Annotated in this window: 19 protein-coding genes and 1 tRNA gene; 17 read left to right on the forward strand and 3 right to left on the reverse strand. The window is 58.8% G+C overall.

What is annotated here, in order from left to right:
- Nucleotides 1-68: 68 nt before the first annotated feature.
- The 11 genes from ACZZ0G_RS08810 (at nt 69) to ACZZ0G_RS08860 (ending at nt 14,189) form a co-directional block, all read left to right on the forward strand.
- The gene (locus ACZZ0G_RS08810) at nt 69-2,888 is read left to right on the forward strand and encodes an LPS-assembly protein LptD (protein ID WP_463555901.1); all 2,820 of its coding nucleotides are present in this window, start codon (nt 69-71) and stop codon (nt 2,886-2,888) included.
- The gene (surA, locus tag ACZZ0G_RS08815; protein WP_463555902.1) at nt 2,869-4,185 is read left to right on the forward strand and encodes a peptidylprolyl isomerase SurA; all 1,317 of its coding nucleotides are present in this window, start codon (nt 2,869-2,871) and stop codon (nt 4,183-4,185) included. The genes ACZZ0G_RS08810 and surA overlap by 20 nt, the downstream gene beginning before the upstream one ends.
- Nucleotides 4,182-5,171 (forward strand): 4-hydroxythreonine-4-phosphate dehydrogenase PdxA, encoded by a 990-nt coding sequence (gene pdxA / locus ACZZ0G_RS08820; protein ID WP_463555903.1) that lies wholly within the window; start codon nt 4,182-4,184, stop codon nt 5,169-5,171. The genes surA and pdxA overlap by 4 nt, the downstream gene beginning before the upstream one ends.
- Nucleotides 5,168-5,986, forward strand: coding sequence for a 16S rRNA (adenine(1518)-N(6)/adenine(1519)-N(6))-dimethyltransferase RsmA (gene rsmA / locus ACZZ0G_RS08825; protein WP_095122616.1), 819 nt, complete (start codon nt 5,168-5,170; stop codon nt 5,984-5,986). The genes pdxA and rsmA overlap by 4 nt, the downstream gene beginning before the upstream one ends.
- A 113-nt stretch (nt 5,987-6,099) precedes the next feature.
- Complete coding sequence (gene apaG, locus ACZZ0G_RS08830) at nt 6,100-6,480, forward strand: Co2+/Mg2+ efflux protein ApaG (RefSeq protein ID WP_095122614.1); 381 nt, start codon at nt 6,100-6,102, stop codon at nt 6,478-6,480.
- Nucleotides 6,480-7,361 (forward strand): symmetrical bis(5'-nucleosyl)-tetraphosphatase, encoded by an 882-nt coding sequence (locus ACZZ0G_RS08835; protein WP_463555904.1) that lies wholly within the window; start codon nt 6,480-6,482, stop codon nt 7,359-7,361. The genes apaG and ACZZ0G_RS08835 overlap by 1 nt, the downstream gene beginning before the upstream one ends.
- Nucleotides 7,362-7,394: 33 nt before the next feature.
- Nucleotides 7,395-7,724: a thiosulfate sulfurtransferase GlpE gene (gene glpE, locus ACZZ0G_RS08840; protein ID WP_463555905.1), complete on the forward strand. Its 330-nt coding sequence runs from the start codon at nt 7,395-7,397 to the stop codon at nt 7,722-7,724.
- Nucleotides 7,725-8,021: 297 nt separating this feature from the next.
- The gene (locus ACZZ0G_RS08845; RefSeq protein ID WP_007910115.1) at nt 8,022-9,944 is read left to right on the forward strand and encodes a PrkA family serine protein kinase; all 1,923 of its coding nucleotides are present in this window, start codon (nt 8,022-8,024) and stop codon (nt 9,942-9,944) included.
- 121 nt (nt 9,945-10,065) lie between these two features.
- On the forward strand, nt 10,066-11,337 hold the full coding sequence (locus ACZZ0G_RS08850) for a YeaH/YhbH family protein (protein WP_137217359.1): 1,272 nt from the start codon (nt 10,066-10,068) through the stop codon (nt 11,335-11,337).
- On the forward strand, nt 11,334-12,896 hold the full coding sequence (locus ACZZ0G_RS08855; protein ID WP_463555906.1) for a SpoVR family protein: 1,563 nt from the start codon (nt 11,334-11,336) through the stop codon (nt 12,894-12,896). The genes ACZZ0G_RS08850 and ACZZ0G_RS08855 overlap by 4 nt, the downstream gene beginning before the upstream one ends.
- Nucleotides 12,897-12,959: 63 nt before the next feature.
- Complete coding sequence (locus ACZZ0G_RS08860) at nt 12,960-14,189, forward strand: multifunctional CCA addition/repair protein (protein ID WP_463555907.1); 1,230 nt, start codon at nt 12,960-12,962, stop codon at nt 14,187-14,189.
- Between the two features lie 84 nt (nt 14,190-14,273).
- Here the strand turns inward: ACZZ0G_RS08860 and folK are convergent, their stop codons facing one another.
- Together folK and folB are read right to left on the reverse strand one after the other, a co-directional pair.
- Nucleotides 14,274-14,792, reverse strand: a complete 519-nt coding sequence (gene folK / locus ACZZ0G_RS08865; protein WP_463555908.1) for a 2-amino-4-hydroxy-6-hydroxymethyldihydropteridine diphosphokinase — start codon at nt 14,790-14,792, stop codon at nt 14,274-14,276.
- The gene (gene folB / locus ACZZ0G_RS08870) at nt 14,783-15,139 is read right to left on the reverse strand and encodes a dihydroneopterin aldolase (RefSeq protein WP_064390789.1); all 357 of its coding nucleotides are present in this window, start codon (nt 15,137-15,139) and stop codon (nt 14,783-14,785) included. The genes folK and folB overlap by 10 nt, the downstream gene beginning before the upstream one ends.
- Before the next feature lie 74 nt (nt 15,140-15,213).
- Here folB and plsY point away from each other — a divergent pair, with 74 nt between their 5' ends.
- Nucleotides 15,214-15,783: a glycerol-3-phosphate 1-O-acyltransferase PlsY gene (gene plsY / locus ACZZ0G_RS08875; protein WP_038363312.1), complete on the forward strand. Its 570-nt coding sequence runs from the start codon at nt 15,214-15,216 to the stop codon at nt 15,781-15,783.
- Nucleotides 15,784-15,806: 23 nt separating this feature from the next.
- Here plsY and tsaD read toward each other — a convergent pair whose 3' ends face one another.
- The gene (gene tsaD, locus ACZZ0G_RS08880) at nt 15,807-16,832 is read right to left on the reverse strand and encodes a tRNA (adenosine(37)-N6)-threonylcarbamoyltransferase complex transferase subunit TsaD (protein WP_123594035.1); all 1,026 of its coding nucleotides are present in this window, start codon (nt 16,830-16,832) and stop codon (nt 15,807-15,809) included.
- Between the two features lie 199 nt (nt 16,833-17,031).
- Here tsaD and rpsU point away from each other — a divergent pair, with 199 nt between their 5' ends.
- The 5 genes from rpsU (at nt 17,032) to ACZZ0G_RS08905 (ending at nt 25,575) form a co-directional block, all read left to right on the forward strand.
- A complete protein-coding gene (rpsU, locus tag ACZZ0G_RS08885; protein ID WP_002551877.1) occupies nt 17,032-17,247 on the forward strand; it encodes a 30S ribosomal protein S21 in 216 nt (71 codons plus the stop codon).
- Nucleotides 17,248-17,733: 486 nt separating this feature from the next.
- Entirely contained in the window at nt 17,734-19,698 is a 1,965-nt protein-coding gene (dnaG, locus tag ACZZ0G_RS08890; RefSeq protein ID WP_463555909.1) for a DNA primase, read from the forward strand.
- A 67-nt stretch (nt 19,699-19,765) separates the two neighbouring features.
- Nucleotides 19,766-21,610 carry an RNA polymerase sigma factor RpoD gene (rpoD, locus tag ACZZ0G_RS08895; protein ID WP_038363308.1) on the forward strand — a complete coding sequence of 615 codons (1,845 nt, stop codon included), beginning with the start codon at nt 19,766-19,768 and terminating at the stop codon, nt 21,608-21,610.
- Nucleotides 21,611-21,736: 126 nt separating this feature from the next.
- On the forward strand, nt 21,737-25,483 hold the full coding sequence (locus ACZZ0G_RS08900) for a bifunctional diguanylate cyclase/phosphodiesterase (protein WP_463555910.1): 3,747 nt from the start codon (nt 21,737-21,739) through the stop codon (nt 25,481-25,483).
- 15 nt (nt 25,484-25,498) lie between these two features.
- Nucleotides 25,499-25,575, forward strand: a tRNA-Ile gene (locus tag ACZZ0G_RS08905).
- Nucleotides 25,576-25,584 lie beyond the last annotated feature (9 nt).

Raw genomic sequence — 25,584 nt, forward strand, 5'->3', positions numbered from 1 at the left:
TCAGACCATCGAGAGGCGTGCGGCCCACACCGCGGGCAGATGGCACGCAGGAAGCCCGGACTAATAAGATGGCATTGAAATCCCCCGCGTTTCGTAAAAAATTTCCGTTGTTGGTAACCGGCAGTCTGCTGGCTATGCAACCTCTGGCCAGTCAATTCGTTGTTGCCGCCGAGCAGTATGACTGCTCCGTCTCGGCTTCGGGTGGTTGGGACTGTGCGCCCAAATCACCGGCAGCGGCGTTGCCGCCGCGTCCGGTGCATGACGGCAGTGCCGTCAGCGCCGCTGGCGAAGCGCCAACCGAGAACGGTTCGACCAGCGACACCGGCCCTAAAACCGTACTGGTCACCGAAGCCAAGGGCCGCGGTTTGAAATCCCGTAGCGAAGACTTCAGTCACCTCGACTGGGTTCCGCGCGAGAAGCTCACCGCCGCTCAATTGGCCGAGACCGGGCCTTACTGCTCTGGTGCCTATATCGAACCGATTCGTCCTGGCATGAATGACAAGACGAATAAAAGCGATGCTCCGACCTTTATCGGCGCAAAAGCTTCGCGCTATAACACCGATGATCAAGTCGGTACGCTGGCCGGTGATGTCGTTCTGCGTCAGGGCAGCATGCAGGTCGAATCCGACGAGGCCAGCCTGTATCAGGCCGAGAGCCGCGCCGAACTCAATGGCGATGTACGCATCCGTGACAACGGCGCGCTGATCGTCGGCGACCACGCCGATGTGCAGCTCGACACCGGTGAAGCCAAGGTCGATAACGCCGAATACGTGATGCACAAATCGCGTATCCGCGGTAACGCGCTGTACGCCAAACGTGCCGAGAACGCGATCATTCGCTTGAAGGACGGCACGTACACCACGTGCGAACCGAACAGCAACGCCTGGCAGCTCAAGGGCAACAACATCACCTTGAACCCGGCCACCGGCTTCGGTACCGCGACCAACGTGACGTTGCGCGTCAAAGACATTCCGATTCTGTACACGCCGTACATCTATTTCCCGATCGACGACCGTCGCCAGTCGGGCTTCCTGCCGCCGACCATTGGCAGCGGCACCGATACCGGCTTCATGCTGGTCACGCCGTACTACTTCAACCTGGCGCCGAACTACGACGCCACGTTGTACCCGCGCTACATGAGCAAGCGCGGCATGCTGGTGGAAGGCGAATTCCGTTACCTGACCAAGTCGAGTGAAGGTCAGTTCGGTGCAGCGTATCTGAACGATGACGATACCGAGCGCAGCAAGCAGACCGACTACGAAAAAACCCGCTACATGTACAACTGGCAGCACAAGGGCGGTCTCGACTCCCGTGTGTTCACTGAAGTCGACTACACCAAGATCAGCGATCCGTATTACTTCCAGGATCTGCAGACCGATCAGATTGGCGTGAAGTCCAGCGACTTCGTGAACCAGCAAGGTTCGATCAGCTATCGGGGTGACAGCTACACCGCTCGCTTGAATGCCCAGCAGTACCAATTGGCGACCGTCGCGAGCATCACACCGTATGGCCGTCTGCCGCAGATCACCTTCAATGGTCAGCTGCCATATCATCCGCAAGGTCTGGACTTCGATTACGAGACCGAGCTGGTGCGGTTTGATCGTGATCTGAAAACCGGCAGGTTCCTCGACGAAAACGGTGGTCCGATCAACGATGATGGCACCATCGGTACCCCGCGTCTTGATACCAACGTAGCAGGTCTGGCTCGCGCCAACGGCAACCGCTTGAACCTGAAACCGGGTGTCAGCCTGCCGATGAACTGGACCTATGGCTTCCTGAAGCCATCGCTCAAGTATCAGTACACCCAGTACGATCTGGATCTCGACGGACAAGGCAAAGACGACCTGGTGACTAACCGCAACGGCGCTTCGGCGCTGGGTGAGAAGTACAGCAGCTCGCAAAACCGTGGCGTCCCGATTGCCAGCATCGACAGCGGCCTGTACTTCGACCGCAACACGTCGTTCTTCGGCAAGAACTATCGCCAGACCCTGGAACCGCGCCTGTTCTATCTCTATGTACCCGAGAAAGACCAGAACGATATCCCGGTGTTCGACACCAGCGAATACACCTTCAACTATGCGTCGCTGTTCCGTGATAACCGCTTCGCAGGCTCCGACCGTGTCGGCGACGAGAACAAACTGTCGCTGGGCGTGACCAGCCGCTGGATCGAAGACGACGGGTTCGAGCGTCAACGCATCAGTGTCGGCCAGGCGCTGTACTTCAAGGATCGTGAAGTTCAACTGCCAGGTATCGACGCAAAAACCCGCGACGACGCGCACTCCAATGTGTCTCCGTATGCGCTTGAATACGAATACCGCTGGAACCGCGACTGGCGCACCACGGCCGACTACAACTGGGATCCGGACAGCCGCAGCCCGCGTTCCGGCAGTGCGATGTTCCACTATCAGCCTGAAGACAACCCGAACAAGGTTATCAACGCCGGCTATCGCTATCGCAACGACCAGATCCGCTACGACCAGACAACGGGCAAGTGGCAGATGGGTGGCGACTATGGCACACCTGGCACAGCTGGCTATGTGAAGGACTACTACAAGATCCAGCAGCATGACTTCTCGGTCATCTGGCCAATCGTTCCGCAGTGGAACGCGATCAGCCGCTGGCAGTACGACTACAACCGCAACCGTACCCTGGAAGCCTTCGGTGGTTTCGAGTACGACAACTGCTGCTGGAAGTTGCGCCTGATCAACCGTTACTGGGTTTCCTATGACGAGTTCAGCCAGGATGCTCCGCAAAACGAAAAAGGCGACCATGGCGTCTTCCTCCAAATTGTTCTGAAGGGACTCGGTGGCCTCACTGGCGCCAAGGTAGAGAGCTTCCTCGACAAAGGCATTCAAGGTTATCGTGAACGTGAAGACCAAGCTTTCTGATTGTCTGCGCCCGCTGATGCTGGGCGCGCTGTTCCTGGGTACTGCGGCCAACGCCGCAGTACAGTCCATCGACAAAGTGGTAGCGATCGTCGACAACGACGTGGTCATGCAGAGCCAACTGGACCAGCGTGTCCACGAAGTTCAGCAGACCATCGCCAAGCGTGGCGGTGGCCTGCCACCTCCTGGCGTACTGGATCAACAGGTGCTTGAGCGCCTGATCGTCGAAAACCTGCAACTGCAGATCGGCGAACGCTCTGGCATTCGCATCACTGACGAAGAGCTGAACCAGGCGGTCGGCACCATTGCTCAGCGCAACAACATGACGGTTGAGCAGTTCCGCTCCGCCCTGGCTCGCGACGGTCTGAACTATGACGACGCCCGTGAGCAGATCAAGCGCGAGATGGTCATCAGCCGTGTGCGTCAGCGTCGCGTGGCAGAACGCATTCAGGTCTCCGAACAGGAAGTGAAAAACTTCCTCGCCTCCGACCTGGGAAAAATGCAACTGTCCGAAGAACTGCACCTGGCCAACATCCTGATCCCGACGCCGGAAAGCGCCAACTCTGACGCGATTCAGAGTGCTGCCCGTCAGGCCATGGAGGTTTACCAGCAACTCAAGCAAGGCGCTGACTTCGGCCAGATGGCCGTTGCCAAGTCCGGCAGCGACAACGCGCTGGAAGGCGGCGACATGGGCTGGCGTAAAGCCGCGCAACTGCCGCCGCCGTTCGACCGCGAGCTGAGCAGCATGGCCGTCGGCGACATCACGCAACCTGCACGCACACCGGGTGGCTTCATCATCCTCAAGCTGCTGGCCAAGCGTGGCGGCGAGACCCAGATGCGTGACGAAGTGCATGTCCGCCACATTCTGGTGAAGCCAAGCCCGATTCGCGACGAAGCCAAAACCAAAGCGCTGGTGCAATCGCTGTATGACCGCATCGTGGCTGGCGAAGACTTCGCTGAACTGGCGAAAAGCTACTCCGAAGACCCGGGTTCTGCTCTCAACGGCGGTGACCTGAACTGGATCGACCCGAACGCACTGGTGCCGGAATTCCGCGAAGTGATGGCCAAAACCCCACAAGGTCAGCTGTCCAAGCCGTTCCAGACGCAATATGGCTGGCACGTTCTCGAAGTCCTTGGCCGTCGCGCCACCGACAGCACCGAACAGGCCCGCGAACAGCAAGCCATGACCGTACTGCGTAACCGCAAATACGACGAAGAGCTGCAAACCTGGCTGCGTCAGATCCGTGACGAAGCGTACGTAGAGATCAAACTCCCTGGTGCAGACCAGGCAGCGCAGTGAAACCCCAGCGTTTCGCGCTGACACCCGGCGAACCAGCCGGCATCGGTCCCGACCTGTGCCTGCTGCTCGCCTCGCAAGCCCAGCCACATCCCCTGATTGCCATCACCAGCCGTGACCTGCTCCTTGAGCGGGCCGCGCAGCTGGGGCTGGCTGTCACTTTGCTGGATGTTGCGCCTGATCACTGGCCGGACGCCCCGGCGCCCGCCAACAGCCTGTACGTCTGGGATACGCCGCTGAGCACCCCCGTGGTTGCCGGGCAACTGGACAAGGCCAACGCCGCGTTCGTCCTCGAAACCCTGACCCGCGCCGGCAACGGTTGCCTCAACGGCGACTTCGCCGGGATGATCACCGCCCCGGTACATAAAGGCGTGATCAACGAATCGGGCATCGCGTTCTCAGGGCACACGGAATTCCTCGCTGACCTGACCCACACCGCCCAAGTAGTGATGATGCTGGCCACCCGCGGTTTGCGCGTGGCACTGGTGACCACTCACCTGCCCCTGCGCGAGATTGCCGATGCGATCACACCAGAACGGCTGGAGCGCGTGACGCGGATTCTGCACAGCGACCTGCAACACAAATTCGGCATCGCCCAGCCACGCATTCTGGTCTGCGGGCTCAACCCGCACGCCGGTGAAGGCGGACATCTGGGCCATGAAGAAATCGACATCATTGAACCAACATTAGAGCGCCTGCGCGGCGAGGGCATGGACCTTCGTGGCCCGCTGCCTGCCGACACTCTGTTTACCCCCAAATATCTGGAGCACTGCGACGCAGTGCTGGCGATGTACCACGACCAGGGCCTGCCTGTGCTCAAGTACAAAGGCTTCGGCGCTGCCGTCAACGTGACCCTGGGTCTGCCGATCATCCGCACGTCGGTCGACCACGGCACCGCCCTGGACCTGGCCGGCAGCGGCAAGATCGACACCGGCAGCCTGCAAGTCGCCCTGGAAACCGCCTACCAGATGGCCGAGACCCGTTTATGACCGAGCAATACCAACACAAGGCGCGCAAACGCTTTGGCCAGAACTTCCTGCACGATGCCGGCGTTATCGACCGCATCCTGCGCTCCATCAGCGCCAAGTCCGAAGACCGCCTGCTTGAAATCGGCCCGGGCCAGGGCGCATTGACTGCCGGCCTGCTTAACTCCGGCGCGCAACTGGACGTGGTGGAACTGGACAAGGATCTGATCCCGATCCTCAACCAGCAGTTTGCCGGCAAGAGCAATTTCAACCTGCATCAAGGCGATGCGCTGAAGTTCGACTTCAACACGCTCAATGCGGCGCCGAACAGCCTGCGAGTGGTCGGCAACCTGCCGTACAACATTTCCACGCCGCTGATTTTTCACCTGCTGAACAACGCCGGCATCATTCGCGACATGCACTTCATGCTGCAGAAAGAAGTGGTCGAGCGTCTGGCCGCGGGTCCCGGTGGTGGTGACTGGGGTCGTCTGTCGATCATGGTTCAGTACCATTGCCGCGTAGAGCACCTGTTCAACGTTGGCCCGGGTGCGTTCAACCCGCCGCCTAAAGTTGATTCGGCGATCGTTCGTCTGGTGCCGCACGCCGTGCTTCCACACCCGGCGAAGGATCACAAGCTGCTGGAACGCGTTGTGCGCGAAGCGTTCAACCAACGCCGCAAAACACTGCGCAACACCCTCAAGCAATTGCTCAGCAACGCTGAAATCGAAGCCGCCGGCGTCGATGGCAGCCTGCGTCCGGAGCAACTGGATCTGGCTGCTTTCGTACGTCTGGCCGACCAGCTCGCAGTACAAGTCCCGGCCTCCCCCGCCGCCGACTGATAAACGATGAACGCTATCGGGCAGGACGCCACTCTGGTTTACTGCCCGATACTTGCCTAGACTGACTCCCCATCAGCTACGCCCCGCGTTCCGCTTCGTTTAAGGCCTCTTGCATGTCCGATTCCCGTTACCAGGTCGATGTCAGTGTCGTTACCCGCTATCTGGCAGACCAATCGCAACCCGAGCACGACCGCTTCGCCTTCGCCTACACCATCACCGTGCAGAATAATGGCGAGCAACCCGCACGCCTGATGTCGCGGCACTGGGTGATCACCGATGGCGACGGCCATGTCGAAGAGGTGCGCGGCGCGGGCGTCGTCGGCCAACAACCCTTGATCGATGCCGGCCAGAGCCATACCTATAGCAGCGGCACAGTGATGACCACCAAGGTCGGCACCATGCAAGGTACCTACGAAATGGTCGCCACTGACGGCAAACATTTCGACGCGATCATCAAGCCCTTCCGCCTCGCCGTCCCCGGAGCCCTGCACTGATGGCGACGTATGCCGTTGGCGACCTGCAAGGCTGCCTCGAACCGCTCAAGTGCCTGCTCAGGCAAGTCGCGTTCGATCCGAAAATCGATCGGCTGTGGCTGGTGGGCGATTTGGTCAACCGAGGCCCTCAGTCGCTGGAAACCCTGCGTTTTCTGTATGGCATGCGTGAGTCGCTGATCTGCGTGCTCGGCAACCACGATCTGCACCTGCTGGCTGCGGCTAAAAACATCGAGCGCTTGAAAAAGTCCGACACCCTGCGCGAAATCCTCGAAGCGCCGGACAGCGCCGAGCTGCTGGAGTGGGTTCGGCAACAAAAGCTGATGCACTACGACGAAACGCGTGATGTCGCCATGGTTCACGCCGGCATTCCACCGCAGTGGTCACTGCGTCGCGCCTTGAAATGCGCTGACGAAGTCGAAACTGCCCTGCGCGACGACAACCTGTTCCCCGCTTACCTCGACGGCATGTACGGCAACGATCCGGCGAAATGGGACAACGACCTCAAAGGCGTGACCCGCCTGCGCGTCATCACCAACTATTTCACGCGCATGCGCTTCTGCACCGCCGAAGGCAAGCTCGACCTCAAGAGCAAGGAAGGCCTCGACACCGCCCCGCCCGGCTACAAACCTTGGTTCCAGCATAAGGATCGCAAGACCAAAGGCCTGCGCATCATTTTCGGTCACTGGGCCGCGCTCGAAGGCAATATCCATGAGCCGGGCATTTCCGCGCTGGACACCGGTTGTGTCTGGGGTGGCAGCCTGACCCTGATGAACGTCGACAGCGGCGAACGCCTGTCGTGCAAATGTGACGAACACGGCGGCCTCGCCCCGGCCGTCGCACCACTTATCCCCGAAACTTCGCCAGTCAGCACACCGCGTTAGACTGCGCTTTCAGCCGAGCAACAGGAACCCGCCATGAGCGAATTCAAACGAATCCCCCCGGAACAGGCCCAGACCCTGCGTGAACAAGGCGCCGTTGTCGTCGACGTGCGCGACCCGGCCACTTTTGCCGCTCTGCATATCAGCGGCTCGAAGCATCTGGACAATCATTCGCTGCACGCTTTCATTCAAGGCGCCGACCTCGATGCACCGACCGTAGTCGTCTGCTACCACGGCAATTCCAGTCAGGGCGCTGCGGCCTACCTGATCAGCCAAGGCTTTTCCGACGTCTACAGCATGGATGGCGGCTTCGAACTGTGGCGTACGATTTATCCTGCAGAAACCGCGCAAGGCACCACCGAATAATTTTTTTGTCACGTGCAGGCCCCGGCTGCCGTGGGCCCGCGCTGGCAGACGAACGGTCTTGCGACAACTAATTACGTATCTCGCCTTTACCTCCCGAATTCCCAACTATCCTTAAGCCCAGGCCATCCAAAACAGGGGAGAGCCGGTACACCGGCGCACGGGTCATCGGGAGTGACTTTCGCGATTGTCGATCGTGGAAGTGTTCTGGGGGGTAAACAAACAGCTGCCAAAACGGTTGTTTGCCAGCATCGACTGAGTGATCCGGCGTCGGCTCCACGTATCGAGCGAGGTGACGTCATGAGTATCTTTAGCCACTTCCAACAACGCTTCGAGTCCACACGCCAGGAAGAACTCTCGCTGCAAGAGTACCTGGAGCTGTGCAAGAAAGACCGTAGCGCCTACGTTTCCGCCGCCGAGCGTCTATTGCTGGCCATCGGCGAACCGGAACTGCTCGACACCTCGACCAATTCGAGGCTGTCGCGCATCTTCTCCAACAAGGTGATCCGTCGCTATCCGGCCTTTGAAGACTTCCACGGGATGGAAGAATGCATCGACCAGATCGTTTCGTATTTCCGCCATGCCGCCCAAGGCCTGGAAGAGAAGAAACAGATCCTTTACCTGCTCGGCCCCGTCGGTGGCGGTAAATCGTCGCTGGCCGAGAAGCTGAAACAGCTGATTGAAAAAGTGCCCTTCTACGCGATCAAGGGCTCGCCGGTATTCGAATCGCCACTGGGTCTGTTCAACGCAACCGAAGATGGCGCGATCCTCGAAGAAGACTTCGGAATCCCACGGCGCTACCTGAACACCATCATGTCGCCTTGGGCGACCAAACGCCTGGCCGAATTCGGCGGCGACATCAGCCAGTTCCGCGTGGTCAAACTGTACCCGTCGATCCTCAACCAGATCGCTGTGGCCAAGACCGAACCGGGCGACGAAAACAACCAGGACATCTCAGCGCTGGTCGGTAAAGTCGACATCCGCAAACTCGAGGAATACCCACAGAACGACGCCGATGCTTATAGCTATTCCGGTGCGCTGTGCCGGGCCAACCAGGGCCTGATGGAATTCGTCGAAATGTTCAAGGCACCGATCAAGGTGCTGCACCCGTTGCTGACCGCCACTCAGGAAGGCAACTACAACAGTACCGAAGGCCTCGGCGCGATTCCGTTCACCGGGATCCTGCTTGCTCACTCCAACGAATCGGAGTGGCACACCTTCCGCAACAACAAGAACAACGAAGCCTTCATCGACCGGATCTACATCGTCAAAGTGCCGTACTGCCTGCGCGTGAGCGACGAAGTGAAGATCTACGACAAACTGCTGTTCAACAGCTCCCTGGCCAAGGCCCATTGCGCGCCAGACACCTTGAAGATGCTGGCGCAGTTCACCGTGCTGTCGCGCCTCAAGGAGCCGGAAAACTCCAACATCTATTCGAAGATGCGCGTCTACGACGGCGAAAACCTCAAGGACACCGATCCGAAAGCCAAGTCGATTCAGGAATACCGCGACTCGGCAGGTGTCGACGAGGGCATGAACGGTCTGTCGACGCGGTTTGCGTTCAAGATCCTCTCCAAGGTGTTCAACTTCGATCCGCATGAAATCGCCGCCAACCCGGTGCACCTGCTCTATGTACTTGAGCAACAGATCGAACAGGAACAATTCCAGGCCGAAACCCGCGAGCGCTATCTGCGCTACCTGAAGGAATATTTGGCGCCGCGTTATATCGAATTCATCGGCAAGGAGATCCAGACTGCGTACCTCGAGTCTTACAGCGAGTACGGCCAGAACATCTTCGATCGCTACGTGCTGTACGCGGACTTCTGGATTCAGGATCAGGAATATCGCGATCCGGAAACCGGCGAAATCCTCAACCGCGTGGCGCTGAACGAAGAACTGGAGAAAATCGAGAAACCCGCCGGCATCAGCAATCCGAAGGATTTCCGCAACGAGATCGTCAACTTCGTCCTGCGCGCACGGGCCAACAACAACGGCAAGAACCCGACCTGGCTCAGCTACGAAAAACTGCGGGTGGTCATCGAGAAGAAAATGTTCTCGAACACCGAAGATCTGTTGCCAGTCATCAGCTTCAACGCCAAGGCCAGCAAAGAGGATCAGCAAAAGCACAACGACTTCGTCACTCGAATGGTCGAACGCGGCTACACCGACAAACAGGTACGGCTTCTTTCCGAATGGTACCTGCGGGTACGGAAGTCGCAGTGAAGCAGCTGCAAGCTTCTAGCTACAAGCTGCAAGAACAAAGCGCGTAACCCACTGATGCCCGGGAACCTGCTTTTACTTGCAGCTCGCAGCTCACAACTTGAAGCTGCCCGGAGGGCCTCCTATGAGTTATGTGATCGACCGACGTCTGAATGGCAAGAACAAGAGCACGGTGAACCGCCAACGTTTCCTGCGGCGCTACCGTGACCACATCAAGAAGGCTGTCGAAGAGGCGGTCAGCCGCCGTTCCATTACCGATATGGAGCACGGCGAACAGATCAGTATTCCCGGTCGCGACATCGACGAACCGGTGCTTCACCACGGCCGCGGCGGCAAGCAGACCGTGGTTCATCCCGGCAACAAGGAATTCACCGCTGGCGAACACATCGCACGTCCACCGGGAGGTGGCGGCGGACGCGGTCCGGGCAAGGCCGGTAACTCCGGCGAGGGCATGGACGAATTCGTCTTCCAGATCACTCAGGAAGAGTTCCTCGAATTCATGTTCGAAGACCTCGAACTGCCGAACCTGGTCAAACGCAACCTGAGCGGCACCGACACCTTCAAAACCGTACGCGCCGGGATCAGCAACGAAGGCAACCCGTCGCGCATCAACATCATCCGCACCCTGCGTTCGGCCCATGCACGGCGCATTGCCCTGTCCGGCAGCAGCCGGGCGAAACTGCGTGAAGCCAAAGAAGAACTTGAACGACTGAGACGCGAAGAGCCGGACAACTTCGGCGATATTCAGGAACTCGAGGCGGAAATAGAAAAACTCAGCGCGCGCATCCATCGTGTGCCGTTCCTCGACACGTTCGACTTGAAGTACAACCTGCTGATCAAGCAGCCCAACCCCAGTTCAAAAGCGGTGATGTTCTGCCTGATGGACGTCTCCGGCTCCATGACCCAGGCAACCAAGGACATCGCCAAACGCTTTTTCATCCTGTTGTACCTGTTCCTGAAACGGAACTACGACAAGATCGACGTGGTGTTCATCCGCCACCACACCAGTGCCCGGGAAGTCGATGAAGAGGAGTTTTTCTACTCGCGGGAAACCGGCGGCACCATCGTCTCCAGCGCGTTGAAACTCATGCAGGAGATCATGGCCGAGCGCTATCCGAGCAATGAATGGAACATTTACGCGGCCCAGGCTTCCGACGGTGATAACTGGAACGATGACTCACCAATCTGCCGCGACATTCTGATCAACCAGATCATGCCGTTTGTGCAGTACTACACTTACGTGGAGATCACCCCCCGCGAACATCAGGCCTTGTGGTACGAGTACGAACGCATCGCCGAAGCCTTTTCTGACACTTTTGCCCAGCAGCAACTGGTCTCGGCCGGAGATATCTATCCGGTCTTCCGTGAACTCTTCCAGCGCAGGTTAGTGACATGACCGCCAAAGAGCAGAAGCGCCAACCCATTTCCACCGGCTCTGAATGGACGTTCGAGCTGATCCAGACCTATGACCGCGAGATCGCCCGGATCGCGGCCCGCTATGCGCTGGATACCTATCCCAACCAGATCGAAGTGATCACCGCCGAGCAGATGATGGACGCGTACGCCTCGGTGGGCATGCCCCTGGGTTATCACCACTGGTCTTACGGCAAACACTTCCTCAGCACCGAAAAATCCTACAGCCGTGGGCAGATGGGCCTGGCCTACGAAATTGTGATCAACTCTGATCCGTGCATTGCTTACCTGATGGAAGAGAACACCATCTGCATGCAGGCGCTGGTGGTGGCGCACGCGTGCTACGGCCATAACAGCTTCTTCAAGGGCAACTACCTGTTTCGTACCTGGACCGATGCCAGCTCGATCATCGATTATCTGGTGTTCGCCAAGCAGTACATCATGCAGTGCGAAGAACGCCACGGCATTGATGCGGTGGAAGACTTGCTCGACTCCTGCCATGCCTTGATGAACTACGGCGTTGATCGCTACAAACGGCCGTATCCGATTTCCGCCGAAGAGGAACGCCGGCGGCAGAAGGATCGCGAAGAGCACATGCAAAAACAGATCAATGATCTGTGGCGCACCATTCCCAAAGGCGCGGACAAGTACAGCGACAGGGACAACGCACGCTTCCCCGCCGAACCGCAGGAAAACATCCTGTATTTCATCGAGAAACACGCGCCGCTGCTGGAACCGTGGCAGCGCGAGATCGTGCGGATCGTGCGCAAGATCGCCCAGTATTTTTATCCACAGCGCCAGACCCAGGTCATGAACGAAGGCTGGGCGACGTTCTGGCACTACACGCTGATGAACGACCTGTACGACGAAGGGTTGGTCACCGACGGCTTCATGATGGAGTTTCTGACGTCACACACCAGCGTGGTGTTCCAGCCCGGCTTCGACAGTCCGTACTACAGCGGCATCAACCCGTATGCGTTGGGTTTTGCCATGTACCGCGACATTCGGCGCATGTGCGAAGAACCTACCGAGGAAGATCGTCACTGGTTCCCGGAAATCGCCGGAACCGACTGGCTGTCGACCATCAAGTTCGCCATGAGCAGCTTCAAGGATGAGAGCTTCATCCTGCAGTACCTGTCACCCAAGGTCATCCGTGATCTGAAGCTGTTCAGCATTTTGGATGACGATCAGAAGGACGACTTGCTGGTGCCGGCCATCCACGATGAACCCGGTTACCGGATCATCCGCGAAACCCTGGCCGCGCAGTACAACCTCGGCAACCGCGAACCGAACGTGCAGATCTACAGCATCGATCGGCGCGGCGATCGTTCGCTGACACTGCGCCATCAACAACACGACCGCAAACCACTGGGCGAATCCACCGAAGAGGTGCTCAAACATCTGCATCGCCTGTGGGGCTTCGACATCCATCTGGAAACCCTGCAAGGCGACCAGATCATGAAAACCCATCACGTTCCGCCACGCAGTGACCACAGCGAAGGGGATTACGGTCGACTTGACCTCGCCGTCATTCATCTTTGATCCGGTTCCGGCCTCCGAAAGTCTGACGCAAGAGTTATCCTGTCGGGCTAACGGAGGTTTTTTATGCAGATTTTCAAGGTTGGCGGCGCGGTTCGTGATCGCTTGCTGGGCAAACCGGTCACTGATATCGATTGGGTGGTGGTCGGCGCCACCACGGAAGAAATGCTCGCCAAAGGTTATCGCCCGGTCGGCGCGGATTTCCCAGTGTTTCTTCATCCCAAAAGCGGCGAGGAGTACGCCCTCGCCCGCACCGAACGCAAAAGCGGTCGCGGTTATGGCGGCTTCACCTTTCACGCCAGCCCGGAAGTAACGCTTGAAGAAGATCTGATTCGTCGCGACCTGACCATCAATGCCATGGCCGAAGACGATCAGCAGAATCTGACTGATCCGTACCATGGCCAGCGCGATCTTGAAGATCGAATCCTGCGCCACGTTTCTCCGGCGTTCGCCGAAGATCCCCTCCGCGTTCTGCGAGTTGCCCGCTTCGCCGCGCGTTATGCCGGGCTCGGTTTCACGGTTGCGCCAGAAACCCTGGAACTGATGCGCCAGCTCAGCGAGTCTGGCGAACTGGAGGCGCTGACCGCCGAACGCAGCTGGAAAGAAATCTCCCGGGCGCTGATGGAAGATCAGCCGCAGGTATTCATTCAGGTGCTGCGCGATTGCGGCGCGCTGAAGGTGCTGATGCCGGAAGTCGATGCGCTTTTTGGCGTGCCTCAACCGGAAGCGCATCACCCGGAAATCGATACCGGCCTGCACACCCTCAGCGTGCTGGAGCAGTCGGCACTGCACAAGCAACCGCTGACAGTGCGCTGGGCTTGTCTGCTGCATGACCTCGGCAAAGGCTTGACCCCCGAAGAAGAGTGGCCACGGCATATCGCCCATGAGCACACCGGGCTGAAGCTGATCAAAGCGGTCAATGAACGCTTCAAGGCGCCGAAGGATTGCCAGGAGTTGGCGCTGCTGGTTGGCAAGTACCATACCCATAGCCATCGGGCGCTGGAACTGAAGGCTCCGACGTTACTGGAGCTGCTGCAGAGTTTTGACGTTTATCGCCGACCGCAGCGGTTTGAAGAGTTCATCGCTGCGTGCGAAATGGATGCTCGCGGACGCAAGGGGCTGGAGCAGAGAAGTTATCCACAGGCGGATTACTTGCGTGGCGCGGCCAAGGCTGCGCGGGAAGTCGCGGTGCAGCCGTTGCTGGAGAAGGGATTCAAAGGCCCGGAGCTGGGCGAAGCGCTGAAGCGTGAGCGACTGAAGGCGCTGAAAGCCTACAAAGACGCGGCGTCCGCTTGAAAAGCTTCGCGAGCAGGCTCGCTCCCACATTTTGGAATGCATTTCCCTGTGGGAGCGAGCCTGCTCGCGAAGACGTCAGTCGATTTAACGCAAATCTGAAGACGTGAGTTGTTGCCCGCGCCATTCAAACGCAACCGGCGCTAAAACCTGATCAATCTGCGCCTCAGCCCACAACGTCGCGAAACTCTTTCCCACACCCGGATGCACACGATCCGGCGCAATCAGCGACAGCGGCCACAGCACAAAAGCATTTTTCAGAATTTCCGCGCGCGGTAACACCAATCCGTCAAAATTCCCTGCCTGATCGCCATACAGCAGCACATCGATATCCAGCGGCAAGCCCTTGCGATCCGGTGCATAGCGACCGTTATCCGCCTCAATGAATTTCAGGCGTCGGTCCAGTTCCATCAACGGCAGGTCGGTATACGCCGACACCACGAAGTTGAAGAACGGCCCGCTCTTGATCCCTACGGGCGCGCTCTCGAACACCGCCGAACAGCGGATATCCACCAGAAACGTCGCCAAAGCATCAAGACCGGCGCGCAAATGGGTTTCGCGCTCGATATTACTACCGAGCCCGAGGTAGACCTGAGTCAGCGACATCCGCGCTCGATCTCCACACCCACGCCACCCTTGGCGGCTGGAACGGCGCCTGGCTTGGTCAGCTTCAGTCGTACCCAGGTGATCTTGAATTCGCTCATCAGCACTTCGACCAGACGCTCAGCGAACGTCTCGACCAACTGGAACTGCGCCTGCTCGGCAAACGCCTGAATCCGCGTGGAAACGCTGGCGTAGTCGAGCGCCAGGGTCAGGTCGTCACCGGCGGCGGCCGGACGATTGTCCCAAGCGAAGCTCAGATCAAGTCGCAAGCACTGTCGGATGCCGCGCTCCCAGTCGTAGGCACCGATCACGGTGTCGACTTCCAGGCCCTCGATAAACACTCTGTCCAAGCACTTCTCTCCGCTGCACGACAAGGGCGCAATGCGCCGTTAGAATCAGGGCGTCCTCGCCCGGAATAGTTAGCATGTTTTGGTTACTGGCGACTTTCGCCTACCTGCTCGGCTCGCTGTCCTTCGCCATTTTGCTCAGCCGCCTGACCGGAAATCCGGATCCGCGAATGAGTGGCTCGGGCAATGCCGGTGCCACCAACATGCTGCGCCTGGCCGGTCGCAAACTGGCGATCCTGACCCTGCTCGGTGATCTATGCAAAGGCCTGGTGCCGGTGCTGATCGCCTCGGCTGTGGGCCTTTCGCTGCAGGATCAGGCGTGGATCGGCGTGTGCGCCGTGATCGGTCACCTGTTCCCGCTGTACTTTCGCTTTCGTGGCGGCAAGGGCGTCGCCACCGCTGCCGGCATGTTGCTGGGTCTGTATCCGCCCGCCGCGCTGCTGGCGGTATGCGCCTGGCTGCTGACGTTCTACCTGACCCGCACCAGCTCGTTGGCGGCGCTGATTGCCACGCCGCTGACTCTGCCGTTGCTGGCCTGGCAGGAACCGGAAGCGCTGCTGCCGATGAGCGCACTGACACTGCTGATCGTCTGGCGCCACCGCGGCAATCTACGCGACCTGTTTGCCGGGCGCGAACGGCATTTTTAAATACCGGCCATGAGCGTCGCTCATTACAACGCCGACAATTGCTCCATCGGCCAGCGCGCCTGCACGCTGATCGCCAGACTTTCCTGCTGACCGGCCTGCAAGCGCTGGCAACCGGCAAAGGCGATCATTGCGCCATTGTCGGTGCAGAATTCCGGACGTGCATAAAAAACATCGCCCTTCATGTCGCCGAGCATCTTCTCCAGCGAAACACGCAAGGCCTTGTTCGCGCTGACGCCGCCAGCGATCACCAGACGCTTCATGCCAGCCTGCTTCAGGGCACGCTTGCATTTGATGGTCAAAGTCTCCACCACGGCCTGCTGGAACGCCAGCGCGATGTCGCAACGGGCTTGCTCGTTGTCGTCCCCGGCGCTGACGCACTGCTGCCAGGCGTTGAGCGCAGAGGTTTTCAGACCACTGAAGCTGAATTGCAGACCCGGACGATCACACATCGGACGCGGAAAGGTGAAACGTCCTGCGACGCCCTTCTCGGCCAGCTTGGCGATTTCCGGCCCGCCCGGATAATTGAGGCCCATCATCTTCGCGGTTTTGTCGAACGCTTCGCCGGCGGCATCGTCGAGGGTCTCGCCGAGCAGGCTGTATTGGCCGATGCCATCGACCTGAACCAGCTGCGTATGACCGCCGGAGACCAACAAAGCGACGAACGGGAATTGCGGCGGTTTTGGCTCCAGCATCGGGGCGAGCAAATGCCCTTCCATGTGGTGCACACCAAGCGCCGGAATACCCCAGGCAAACGCCAAAGCCTGAGCGCAAGAAGCGCCGACCAGCAGCGCGCCAACCAGGCCAGGACCCGCGGTGTAGGCGATCGCATCGATCTCGGTCGGCACGCAGTCAGCCTCGGCCAACACCTGACGGATCAAGGGCAGCATGCGTTTGACGTGGTCACGCGAGGCCAGCTCCGGCACCACACCGCCATAAGCGCGGTGCAGGTCGATCTGGCTGAACAATGCATCGGCCAGCAAGCCGCGTTCACTGTCATATAATGCGACGCCGGTTTCGTCGCAAGAGGTTTCTAATCCCAGTACTAGCATGGGTTTGCGCCTTGTTTAGGCTGAATTCGAAGGCGCGCATAATAGTCGCCGCGTGATGCCCCGACCAGCGGTTTTCGATCAGAGGCTTTGCATTCCGAGCGATGAGGGGTTAACATCCGCAACCCTTAAAAACCGACGTCTTCAAGTGCTCTTTTGCCGCGAGGATGTTGACCCCGGTAATGAATGAAGGTAGCTCTGGATGCCAGCCGTCAAAGTTAAAGAGAACGAACCCTTCGACGTAGCTCTGCGTCGTTTCAAGCGCTCCTGCGAAAAAGCCGGTGTACTGGCTGAAGTTCGTAGCCGCGAATTTTACGAGAAGCCAACTTCTGAGCGTAAGCGCAAAGCAGCAGCCGCTGTTAAGCGTCACGCCAAGAAAGTTCAGCGCGAACAGCGCCGCGCCGTTCGTCTGTACTAATACACAGACGTTCGTTGCAAGCTTCTTTGCCTAAGCCCGGCTCTCAGCCGGGCTAATGGCATTTGCGTAAAACGCTTGATGCTTCACCGTCGAAGCCGCACATGCGACCAAGACGAATCTGCTTCACACGTCAGACCTGGCTCTTTTGCCAGCGGTGCACGTCTTTTCTGACGAGCCTTTCAAGGCTACTGACGAGCACACCCACTGATTCCTCTTACGACGATCAGCCCAAGGCACCTGCATGCGTGCCCGCTTTATTGAGCTATCCGAGGCCCTTAACCGGCCGTCAGCGGATTCAGCGCAACACTTTCAAATAGTCGACGACTGATGAGTACTAACGTCAGTGGATTTTCGGCAGATACACTTCCCGACAGCGATTACGCAGACGACACCGGTCGAGCCGCATATTTTGCGTGCCTACAGTAACGACCCGCGTCCGACAGCCTTTCGTATCGGACTATTTACAGCGCAGACGACGAGTACGCCATGGCCGGGCTGATTCCCCAGAGCTTCATTGACGACCTGCTGAACCGCACCGACATCGTCGACGTGGTCAGTTCGCGCGTGCAATTGAAGAAGGCTGGCAAGAACTACACCGCCTGTTGCCCGTTCCACAAAGAGAAAACCCCGTCTTTCAGCGTCAGCCCCGACAAGCAGTTCTACTATTGCTTCGGCTGCGGCGCCGGCGGCAATGCCCTCGGCTTTCTCATGGATCACGACAACCTGGACTTCCCCCAGGCCGTCGAAGACCTGGCCAAAGCCGCCGGCATGGAAATTCCACGCGAAGAAAGCGGCCGCGAGCGCAAGCCACGGCAACCGACCGATTCGCCGCTATACCCGTTGCTCAATGCCGCTGCCGATTTTTACAAGCAGGCGCTCAAGAGCCATCCCGCCCGCAAGGCTGCCGTGGATTACCTCAAGGGCCGCGGCCTGACCGGCGAGATCGCTCGGGACTTCGGCCTCGGCTTCGCGCCGCCGGGCTGGGACAACCTGTTCAAACATTTGAGCAGCGACACGCTTCAGCAAAAAGCCATGATCGACGCCGGCCTGCTGATCGAGAACGCTGAAACCGGCAAACGCTATGACCGCTTCCGGGATCGCGTGATGTTCCCGATTCGCGACACTCGCGGGCGGATCATTGCTTTCGGCGGCCGTGTACTCGGCGACGACAAGCCGAAATACCTGAACTCACCGGAAACTCCGGTATTCCATAAAGGCCAGGAACTCTATGGCCTCTATGAAGCAAGAAAGAACAACCGCAACCTCGACGAAATCATCGTCGTCGAAGGTTATATGGACGTTATCGCCCTCGCCCAACAGGGGCTGAAAAACGCCGTCGCGACGCTTGGCACCGCGACCAGCGAAGAACACTTGAAGCGCCTGTTCCGCGTCGTACCGAACGTATTGTTCTGTTTCGATGGCGACCAGGCCGGCCGCAACGCCGCATGGCGCGCGCTGGAAGCCACGCTTTCGAGCCTGCAGGACGGCCGCCGCGCACGTTTTCTGTTTCTACCCGAAGGCGAAGACCCGGACACCTTGGTGCGCGCCGAAGGCACTGATGCCTTCAAGGCGCGGATCAATCAGCACGCTCAGCCACTGGCGGATTATTTCTTCCAGCAACTGACCGAAGAAGCCGATCCGCGCTCGCTCGAAGGCAAGGCCCACATGGCCACCCTCGCCGCACCGTTGATCGACAAGGTACCGGGCGCCAACTTGCGCATTCTGATGCGTCAGCGCCTGACCGAAATCACCGGCCTGAGCAATGAAACCGTCAGTCAGCTGGCGCAAAGCGCACCACAGGAAGCGCCGCCGGCCTACGATCCAGGCATCGATTACGACGCAATGCCGGACTACAGCGACTACCATCAGCCGCAGGCACAGGACATGTATGTGCCGCAGCAGGAGTGGACGCCGAAGAAGCCCGGCGCTGGCGGCAAAAAGTGGGACAAGAAGCCTTGGGACAAGAACGGCAAACGCGGTGGTGATCGCGATCAGCAGCGCCCGCGCACACCGATTGGCGTCGAGTCGCCGACCCTGACCGCCCTGCGCACATTGCTCCATCACCCGCAATTGGCCAAACGCGTCGAAGATGCCGGGCACATTGCGGACGAGAATCAGACCAACGCCCAGTTACTTGTGGCGCTGCTCGAAGCCGTACAGAAGAATCCCAAGCTAAACTCATTTCAGTTGATCGCGCGATGGCACGGCACTGAACAGGGTCGCTTGCTCAAGGCACTGGCAGAAAAGGAGTGGCTGATTGACGGCGATAACCTTGAACAACAGTTTTTCGACACCATTACTAGCTTGTCAGCCCGCCAACGCGAGCGAAATCTGGAACAGTTGCTCAGGAAAGCGCGTCAAAGCGAACTGAGTATCGAAGAGAAAAATCAACTGCGCGACCTATTAAGTCGCAATGTTTCCGCATCAAACCCGACCTCAACTGGCGCGTGAGGTCATAGCTCAGGTATAATCCTCGGCTTGTTTTTTGCCCGCCAAGACCTTCAGTGGATAGGGTGTTATGTCCGGAAAAGCGCAACAGCAGTCTCGTATTATTGAGTTGATCAAACTGGGTCGTGAGCAGAAGTATCTGACTTACGCCGAGGTCAACGACCACCTGCCCGAGGATATTTCAGATCCTGAGCAGGTGGAAGACATCATCCGCATGATTAACGACATGGGGATCCCCGTACACGAGAGTGCTCCGGATGCGGACGCCCTTATGTTGGCCGACGCCGATACCGACGAGGCCGCTGCGGAAGAAGCAGCCGCTGCGTTGGCAGCGGTGGAGACCGATATCGGTCGCACCACTGACCCAGTGCGCATGTACATGCGTGAAATGGGTACGGTCGAGCTTCTGACTCGTGAAGGCGAAATCGAAATCGCCAAACGTATCGAAGAGGGCATCCGTGAAGTGATGAGCGCAATCGCGCACTTCCCTGGCACGGTTGACCACATTCTCTCCGAGTACACCCGCGTCACCACCGAAGGTGGTCGCCTGTCCGACGTTCTGAGCGGTTATATCGACCCGGACGACGGCATTGCGCCGCCTGCCGAAGTGCCGCCGCCTGTCGAAGCGAAAGTGGCGAAAGCCGACGACGACACCGACGACGATGAAGCCGAATCTTCCGATGACGAAGAAGAAGCCGAAAGTGGTCCGGATCCGGTCATCGCTGCCCAGCGTTTCGGCGCCGTGGCTGACCAGATGGAAATCACCCGCAAGGCCCTGAAAAAGCACGGTCGCAACAACAAGGCAGCGATTGCCGAGTTGCTCGCACTGGCCGAGCTGTTCATGCCGATCAAACTGGTGCCGAAGCAATTCGAAGGCCTGGTCGAGCGTGTTCGCGGTGCCCTGGATCGTCTGCGTCAGCAAGAGCGTGCGATCATGCAGCTGTGCGTACGTGATGCACGTATGCCACGCGCCGATTTCCTGCGTCAGTTCCCGAGCAACGAAGTCGACGAAAGCTGGTCTGACGCCCTGGCCAAAGGCAAGAGCAAGTACGCCGAAGCCATCGGTCGCGTACAACCGGACATCATTCGTTGCCAGCAGAAACTGATCGCGCTGGAAACCGAAACCGGTCTGACCATCGCAGAAATCAAGGACATCAACCGTCGCATGTCGATCGGTGAGGCCAAGGCCCGCCGCGCGAAGAAAGAGATGGTTGAAGCCAACCTGCGTCTGGTGATCTCGATCGCCAAGAAGTACACCAACCGCGGCCTGCAATTCCTCGATCTGATCCAGGAAGGCAACATCGGTCTGATGAAAGCGGTGGACAAGTTCGAATACCGTCGTGGTTACAAGTTCTCGACTTATGCCACCTGGTGGATCCGTCAGGCGATCACTCGCTCGATCGCCGACCAGGCCCGCACCATTCGTATTCCGGTGCACATGATCGAGACGATCAACAAGCTCAACCGTATTTCCCGGCAGATGTTGCAGGAAATGGGTCGCGAACCGACCCCGGAAGAGCTCGGCGAACGCATGGAAATGCCTGAGGACAAGATCCGCAAGGTATTGAAGATCGCTAAAGAGCCGATCTCCATGGAAACCCCGATCGGTGATGACGAAGACTCCCATCTGGGTGACTTCATCGAAGACTCGACCATGCAGTCGCCAATCGATGTCGCCACTGTTGAGAGCCTGAAAGAAGCGACTCGCGAAGTACTGTCCGGCCTCACTGCCCGTGAAGCCAAAGTACTGCGCATGCGTTTCGGTATCGACATGAACACCGACCACACACTCGAAGAAGTGGGCAAACAGTTTGACGTAACGCGTGAGCGTATCCGTCAGATCGAAGCCAAGGCGCTGCGCAAGCTGCGCCACCCGACGCGAAGCGAGCATCTGCGCTCCTTCCTCGACGAGTGATACCAGAACCCCCGGCCCAGGCCGGGGGTTTTGTTTATATGGCAGATTAAATCCTTCGCAACGCCCCTCCCCCGCATACCCCGTCTACACTCGAAACAATCATCCCCGAGCCATAACGAGAGCGTTATGCCCAGATTGGCGTCCGTGCTTTTTTTGCTGTCACTGATGATCTGGACCGCAACGGCTGACGCGCTGACTCTGACCGATGAAGAACGTAGCTGGCTGGCGGCTCACCCGGACTTGCGCCTGGGTGTCGATGCGTCGTGGCCACCCTTTGAGTTTCGCGACGACCAGAACCGTTATCAGGGCCTGGCGGCGGACTATATCGACGTGATTCGCCAACGTCTGGCAATCAAATTGACCCCCATTGAGCCAGTGAGCTGGACGGTGGTGCTGGAACAAGTGAAGTCGGGCAAGATCGACCTCCTGCCCGGCATCATGTCCACCCCGGAGCGCCAGACTTACCTGTCGTTTACCCGCCCTTATCTTGATTTCCCGATCGTCATCCTCGCGCACATCGGTGGCGCGCAACCGCGCAAGCTCGACGACCTGTACGGTTTGAAGATCGCGGTGGTGGAAAATTACGCGCCCCACGAACTGCTGCGCACTCATCACCCCGACCTGAATCTGGTGGCCATGCCCAATGTCAGTTCGGCGCTGCAGGCGCTGGCGACCGACGAAGTGGACGCCGTGGTCGGTGACCTCGCATCCAGCGTCTGGAGCCTGCGTCAGCTCAAGCTCGACGGCCTGTACGTCAGCGGCGAAACCCCGTATCGCTACCAACTGGCAATGGCCGTGCCCCGCGACAACAAGGTCTTGGTGGGGATTCTCGACAAAGTGCTCGCGGACATGAGCCCTGATGAAATCAGCAGCATTCAGGAGCACTGGGTCGGCAACGTCCTTGATCATCGGACATTCTGGTCGGATCTGTTGATCTACGGTTTACCGGGTTTGCTGCTGTTGGTGACGATTCTTGCCGTGGTGATCCGCATCAACCGCCGCCTGAGTTCGGAAATCGCCCGCCGCATCGACCTCGAACAGGAACTGCGCAGCAGCGAATACCACTATCGCGGCCTGGTCGAGAGCCTGTCGGCTATCGCCTGGGAAGCGCGGATGAGCGACTTCACCTACAGCTATGTCTCGCCCCACGCCGAAGATCTGCTCGGCTACCCGCAATCCCATTGGTTGATACCCGGCTTCTGGCACAACATCATTCACCCGGCGGACCTGACCCGTACGCAGAGCTACTGCAAGGAGGCCCTGCGCGAGGGGCGTGATCACATCGTCGACTATCGGGTGATCACCGCTGATGGCCGCTGCTTGTGGGTGCGCGACATCGTCAGCCTGATCGAACATGGCCATGAACCCGTGATGCGCGGGTTGATGATCGACATCAGCGAAATCAAGCGTACTGAAGAGGCGTTACGACTCTCGGAGCAAAAGTTCGCGTCGGTGTTCCAGCAGTGCCCGGATATTCTGGTAATTGCACGGCTGTCCGATGGCTGCCTGCTGGAGGTCAACGAAGCATTTGAAGAGCAGATCGGACTGAAAGCCGAAGAAGTACTGGGCCAAACGGCGACCAATCTGAATATCTGGGGAATTCCCGGCGTCGGTCCGGGGCTGCTGCAACGCTTGCAGGCAGGCAGCATTCGTAACCTGGAAATGCCCTTTCGCCGCAACAACGGCCAATTGTTCACCGGCCTGATTTCCGCCGAGCCATTCGATCTCGACACGACTCCCGCGCTTGTCGTGGTGGTGCGTGACATCACCCAACTCAAGGAAACCCAACAGCAACTGCAAACCTCCGAAGAGAAGTTCGCCAAAGCCTTCCACGCCTCGCCGGACGGCTTGTTGTTGTCACGCCAGAGCGATGGCCTGCTGCTGGAGGTCAACGAAGGTTTCAGCCGCATCACCGGTTTCAATAGCGCCATGTCGGTGGATCGCTCGGCGCTGGATCTGGGGATCTGGGTCAATCTCAACGAACGCAAACAGATGCTCGACCTGCTGCATCGCGACGGCTTCGTCCGTGACTTCACCTGCCATATCCGTCGCAGTGACGGGCAGATTCGCCTCTGTGAAGTGTCCAGCCGTCCGCTGCCGATTGGCGAAGACGACTGCATGCTGACCATCGCTCGCGACATTACCGAGCGCCATCTGATGCAGGAAAAACTGCAACAGGCCGCCACTGTGTTCGAAAGCACCGCCGAAGGCGTGCTGATTACCGACACCCAACAGCACATCAGCGCAGTCAACCGCGCCTTCACCGAGATCACCGGCTACAGCGAAAGCGAAGCCCTCGGGCATACACCGCGTCTGCTCGCCTCAGGCCTGCACGACAGCGCTTTTTACGCAGCAATGTGGCACCAGTTGACCGACGAAGGTCACTGGCAGGGCGAGATCTCCAACCGGCGCAAGAACGGCGAGTTGTACCCGAGCTGGCTGACCATCAGTGCCGTACGCAATCGCGACAAGTTCATTACCCACTTTGTCGCGGTGTTTGCCGACATTTCCAGCCTCAAGCACGCACAAGCCAAACTCGACTATCAGGCGCACCACGACCCACTCACTGGTCTGCCCAACCGCACGCTGTTCGAAAACCGCCTGCTGATGGCACTGAACAGTCAGCAGGAAAACGGCGGCCAGGGCGCCGTGCTGTTTCTCGATCTCGACCGCTTCAAACACATCAATGACAGCCTCGGTCACCCGGTCGGCGACCTGCTGCTCAAGGGCATCGCCGTGCGCCTGAAAGAGCAACTGCGAGACATCGATACCGTGGCGCGTCTGGGCGGTGACGAATTCATCATTCTGCTACCCGGCCTGCAACAGGCCAGCGACGCCGACAACATCGCCACCAAACTGCTCAACTGCTTCGGTGCGCCATTCCAGGCCGGAGAGCATGAGTTCTTCATCAGCGCCAGCATCGGCACCAGCCTCTATCCTCGTGACGGTTGCGACGTCGCCACGCTGGTGAAAAACGCCGATGCGGCGATGTACCGCTCCAAAGCCAAGGGCCGCAACCGCGTGGAAAGCTACACCCGCGACCTCACCGCCCAGGCCAGTGAGCGCATCGCGCTGGAACACGAATTGCGCCGGGCCATCGAGCGTGACGAACTGCTCCTCTACTACCAACCGAAAATCAGCCTCGACGACCATCGTCTGGTCGGCGCTGAAGCCCTGATCCGCTGGCGTCACCCTACCTTCGGCGACGTGCCGCCAGAGCACTTCATTCCGCTGGCCGAAGAGAACGGCATGATCCTGCAGATTGGTGACTGGGTACTGGAGACGGCGTGCCGGCAAATGTTCGAATGGAATCAGGTCTACGACAGCCTCGGCCCATTGTCGGTGAACCTCGCCGGCGCGCAACTGCGTCAGCCGAATCTGCTCGGACGCATCGAACAACTTCTCAACGACAACGGTCTGCAGCCGGATTTACTGCAACTGGAAATTACCGAGAATTTCATCATGAGTCAGGCCGAAGAGGCGCTGGCGGTGTTACACCAACTCAAACACCTCGGCGTTCAATTGGCGATCGATGACTTCGGCACCGGATATTCTTCGCTCAGTTACCTCAAACGCCTACCGCTGGACATCCTCAAGATCGACCAGTCGTTTGTCCGCGGACTGCCCGACGACCCCCACGACGCGGCCATTGTCCGGGCTATCATCGCGCTTGGCCGGAGCATGCAATTCACGGTCATCGCCGAGGGCGTGGAAACCCAGGCACAACAACAATTTCTCGCCGCCGAAGGCTGCGAACAGATCCAGGGCTACATCGTTAGCCTGCCGCTACCGCCGGAAGAGTTCGCAGCAACGTTTCTTCGTGTAACCGTATCGGATTTTTCGGATAGCACAGCCGAGAAACCGTCGCTATAATCCGCGACCTACTGAGGGCCTATAGCTCAGTTGGTTAGAGCAGAGGACTCATAATCCTTTGGTCCACGGTTCAAGTCCGTGTGGGCCCACCAAATTGAAAG

Source organism: Pseudomonas sp. AC169 (assembly GCF_979258515.1).

Excerpts from the sequence above, each read along its gene's own strand:
- ACZZ0G_RS08850 (WP_137217359.1), top strand. The coding sequence starts at position 10,066 with ATGAGTTATGTGATCGACCGACGTCTGAATGGCAAGAACAAGAGCACG.
- folK (WP_463555908.1), bottom strand. The coding sequence starts at position 14,792 with ATGTCGCTGACTCAGGTCTACCTCGGGCTCGGTAGTAATATCGAGCGC.
- ACZZ0G_RS08835 (WP_463555904.1), top strand. The coding sequence starts at position 6,480 with ATGGCGACGTATGCCGTTGGCGACCTGCAAGGCTGCCTCGAACCGCTC.
- ACZZ0G_RS08900 (WP_463555910.1), top strand. The coding sequence starts at position 21,737 with ATGCCCAGATTGGCGTCCGTGCTTTTTTTGCTGTCACTGATGATCTGG.
- ACZZ0G_RS08860 (WP_463555907.1), top strand. The coding sequence starts at position 12,960 with ATGCAGATTTTCAAGGTTGGCGGCGCGGTTCGTGATCGCTTGCTGGGC.
- rsmA (WP_095122616.1), top strand. The coding sequence starts at position 5,168 with ATGACCGAGCAATACCAACACAAGGCGCGCAAACGCTTTGGCCAGAAC.
- ACZZ0G_RS08855 (WP_463555906.1), top strand. The coding sequence starts at position 11,334 with ATGACCGCCAAAGAGCAGAAGCGCCAACCCATTTCCACCGGCTCTGAA.
- rpoD (WP_038363308.1), top strand. The coding sequence starts at position 19,766 with ATGTCCGGAAAAGCGCAACAGCAGTCTCGTATTATTGAGTTGATCAAA.
- ACZZ0G_RS08845 (WP_007910115.1), top strand. The coding sequence starts at position 8,022 with ATGAGTATCTTTAGCCACTTCCAACAACGCTTCGAGTCCACACGCCAG.
- plsY (WP_038363312.1), top strand. The coding sequence starts at position 15,214 with ATGTTTTGGTTACTGGCGACTTTCGCCTACCTGCTCGGCTCGCTGTCC.
- ACZZ0G_RS08810 (WP_463555901.1), top strand. The coding sequence starts at position 69 with ATGGCATTGAAATCCCCCGCGTTTCGTAAAAAATTTCCGTTGTTGGTA.
- rpsU (WP_002551877.1), top strand. The coding sequence starts at position 17,032 with ATGCCAGCCGTCAAAGTTAAAGAGAACGAACCCTTCGACGTAGCTCTG.
- glpE (WP_463555905.1), top strand. The coding sequence starts at position 7,395 with ATGAGCGAATTCAAACGAATCCCCCCGGAACAGGCCCAGACCCTGCGT.
- tsaD (WP_123594035.1), bottom strand. The coding sequence starts at position 16,832 with ATGCTAGTACTGGGATTAGAAACCTCTTGCGACGAAACCGGCGTCGCA.
- dnaG (WP_463555909.1), top strand. The coding sequence starts at position 17,734 with ATGGCCGGGCTGATTCCCCAGAGCTTCATTGACGACCTGCTGAACCGC.
- apaG (WP_095122614.1), top strand. The coding sequence starts at position 6,100 with ATGTCCGATTCCCGTTACCAGGTCGATGTCAGTGTCGTTACCCGCTAT.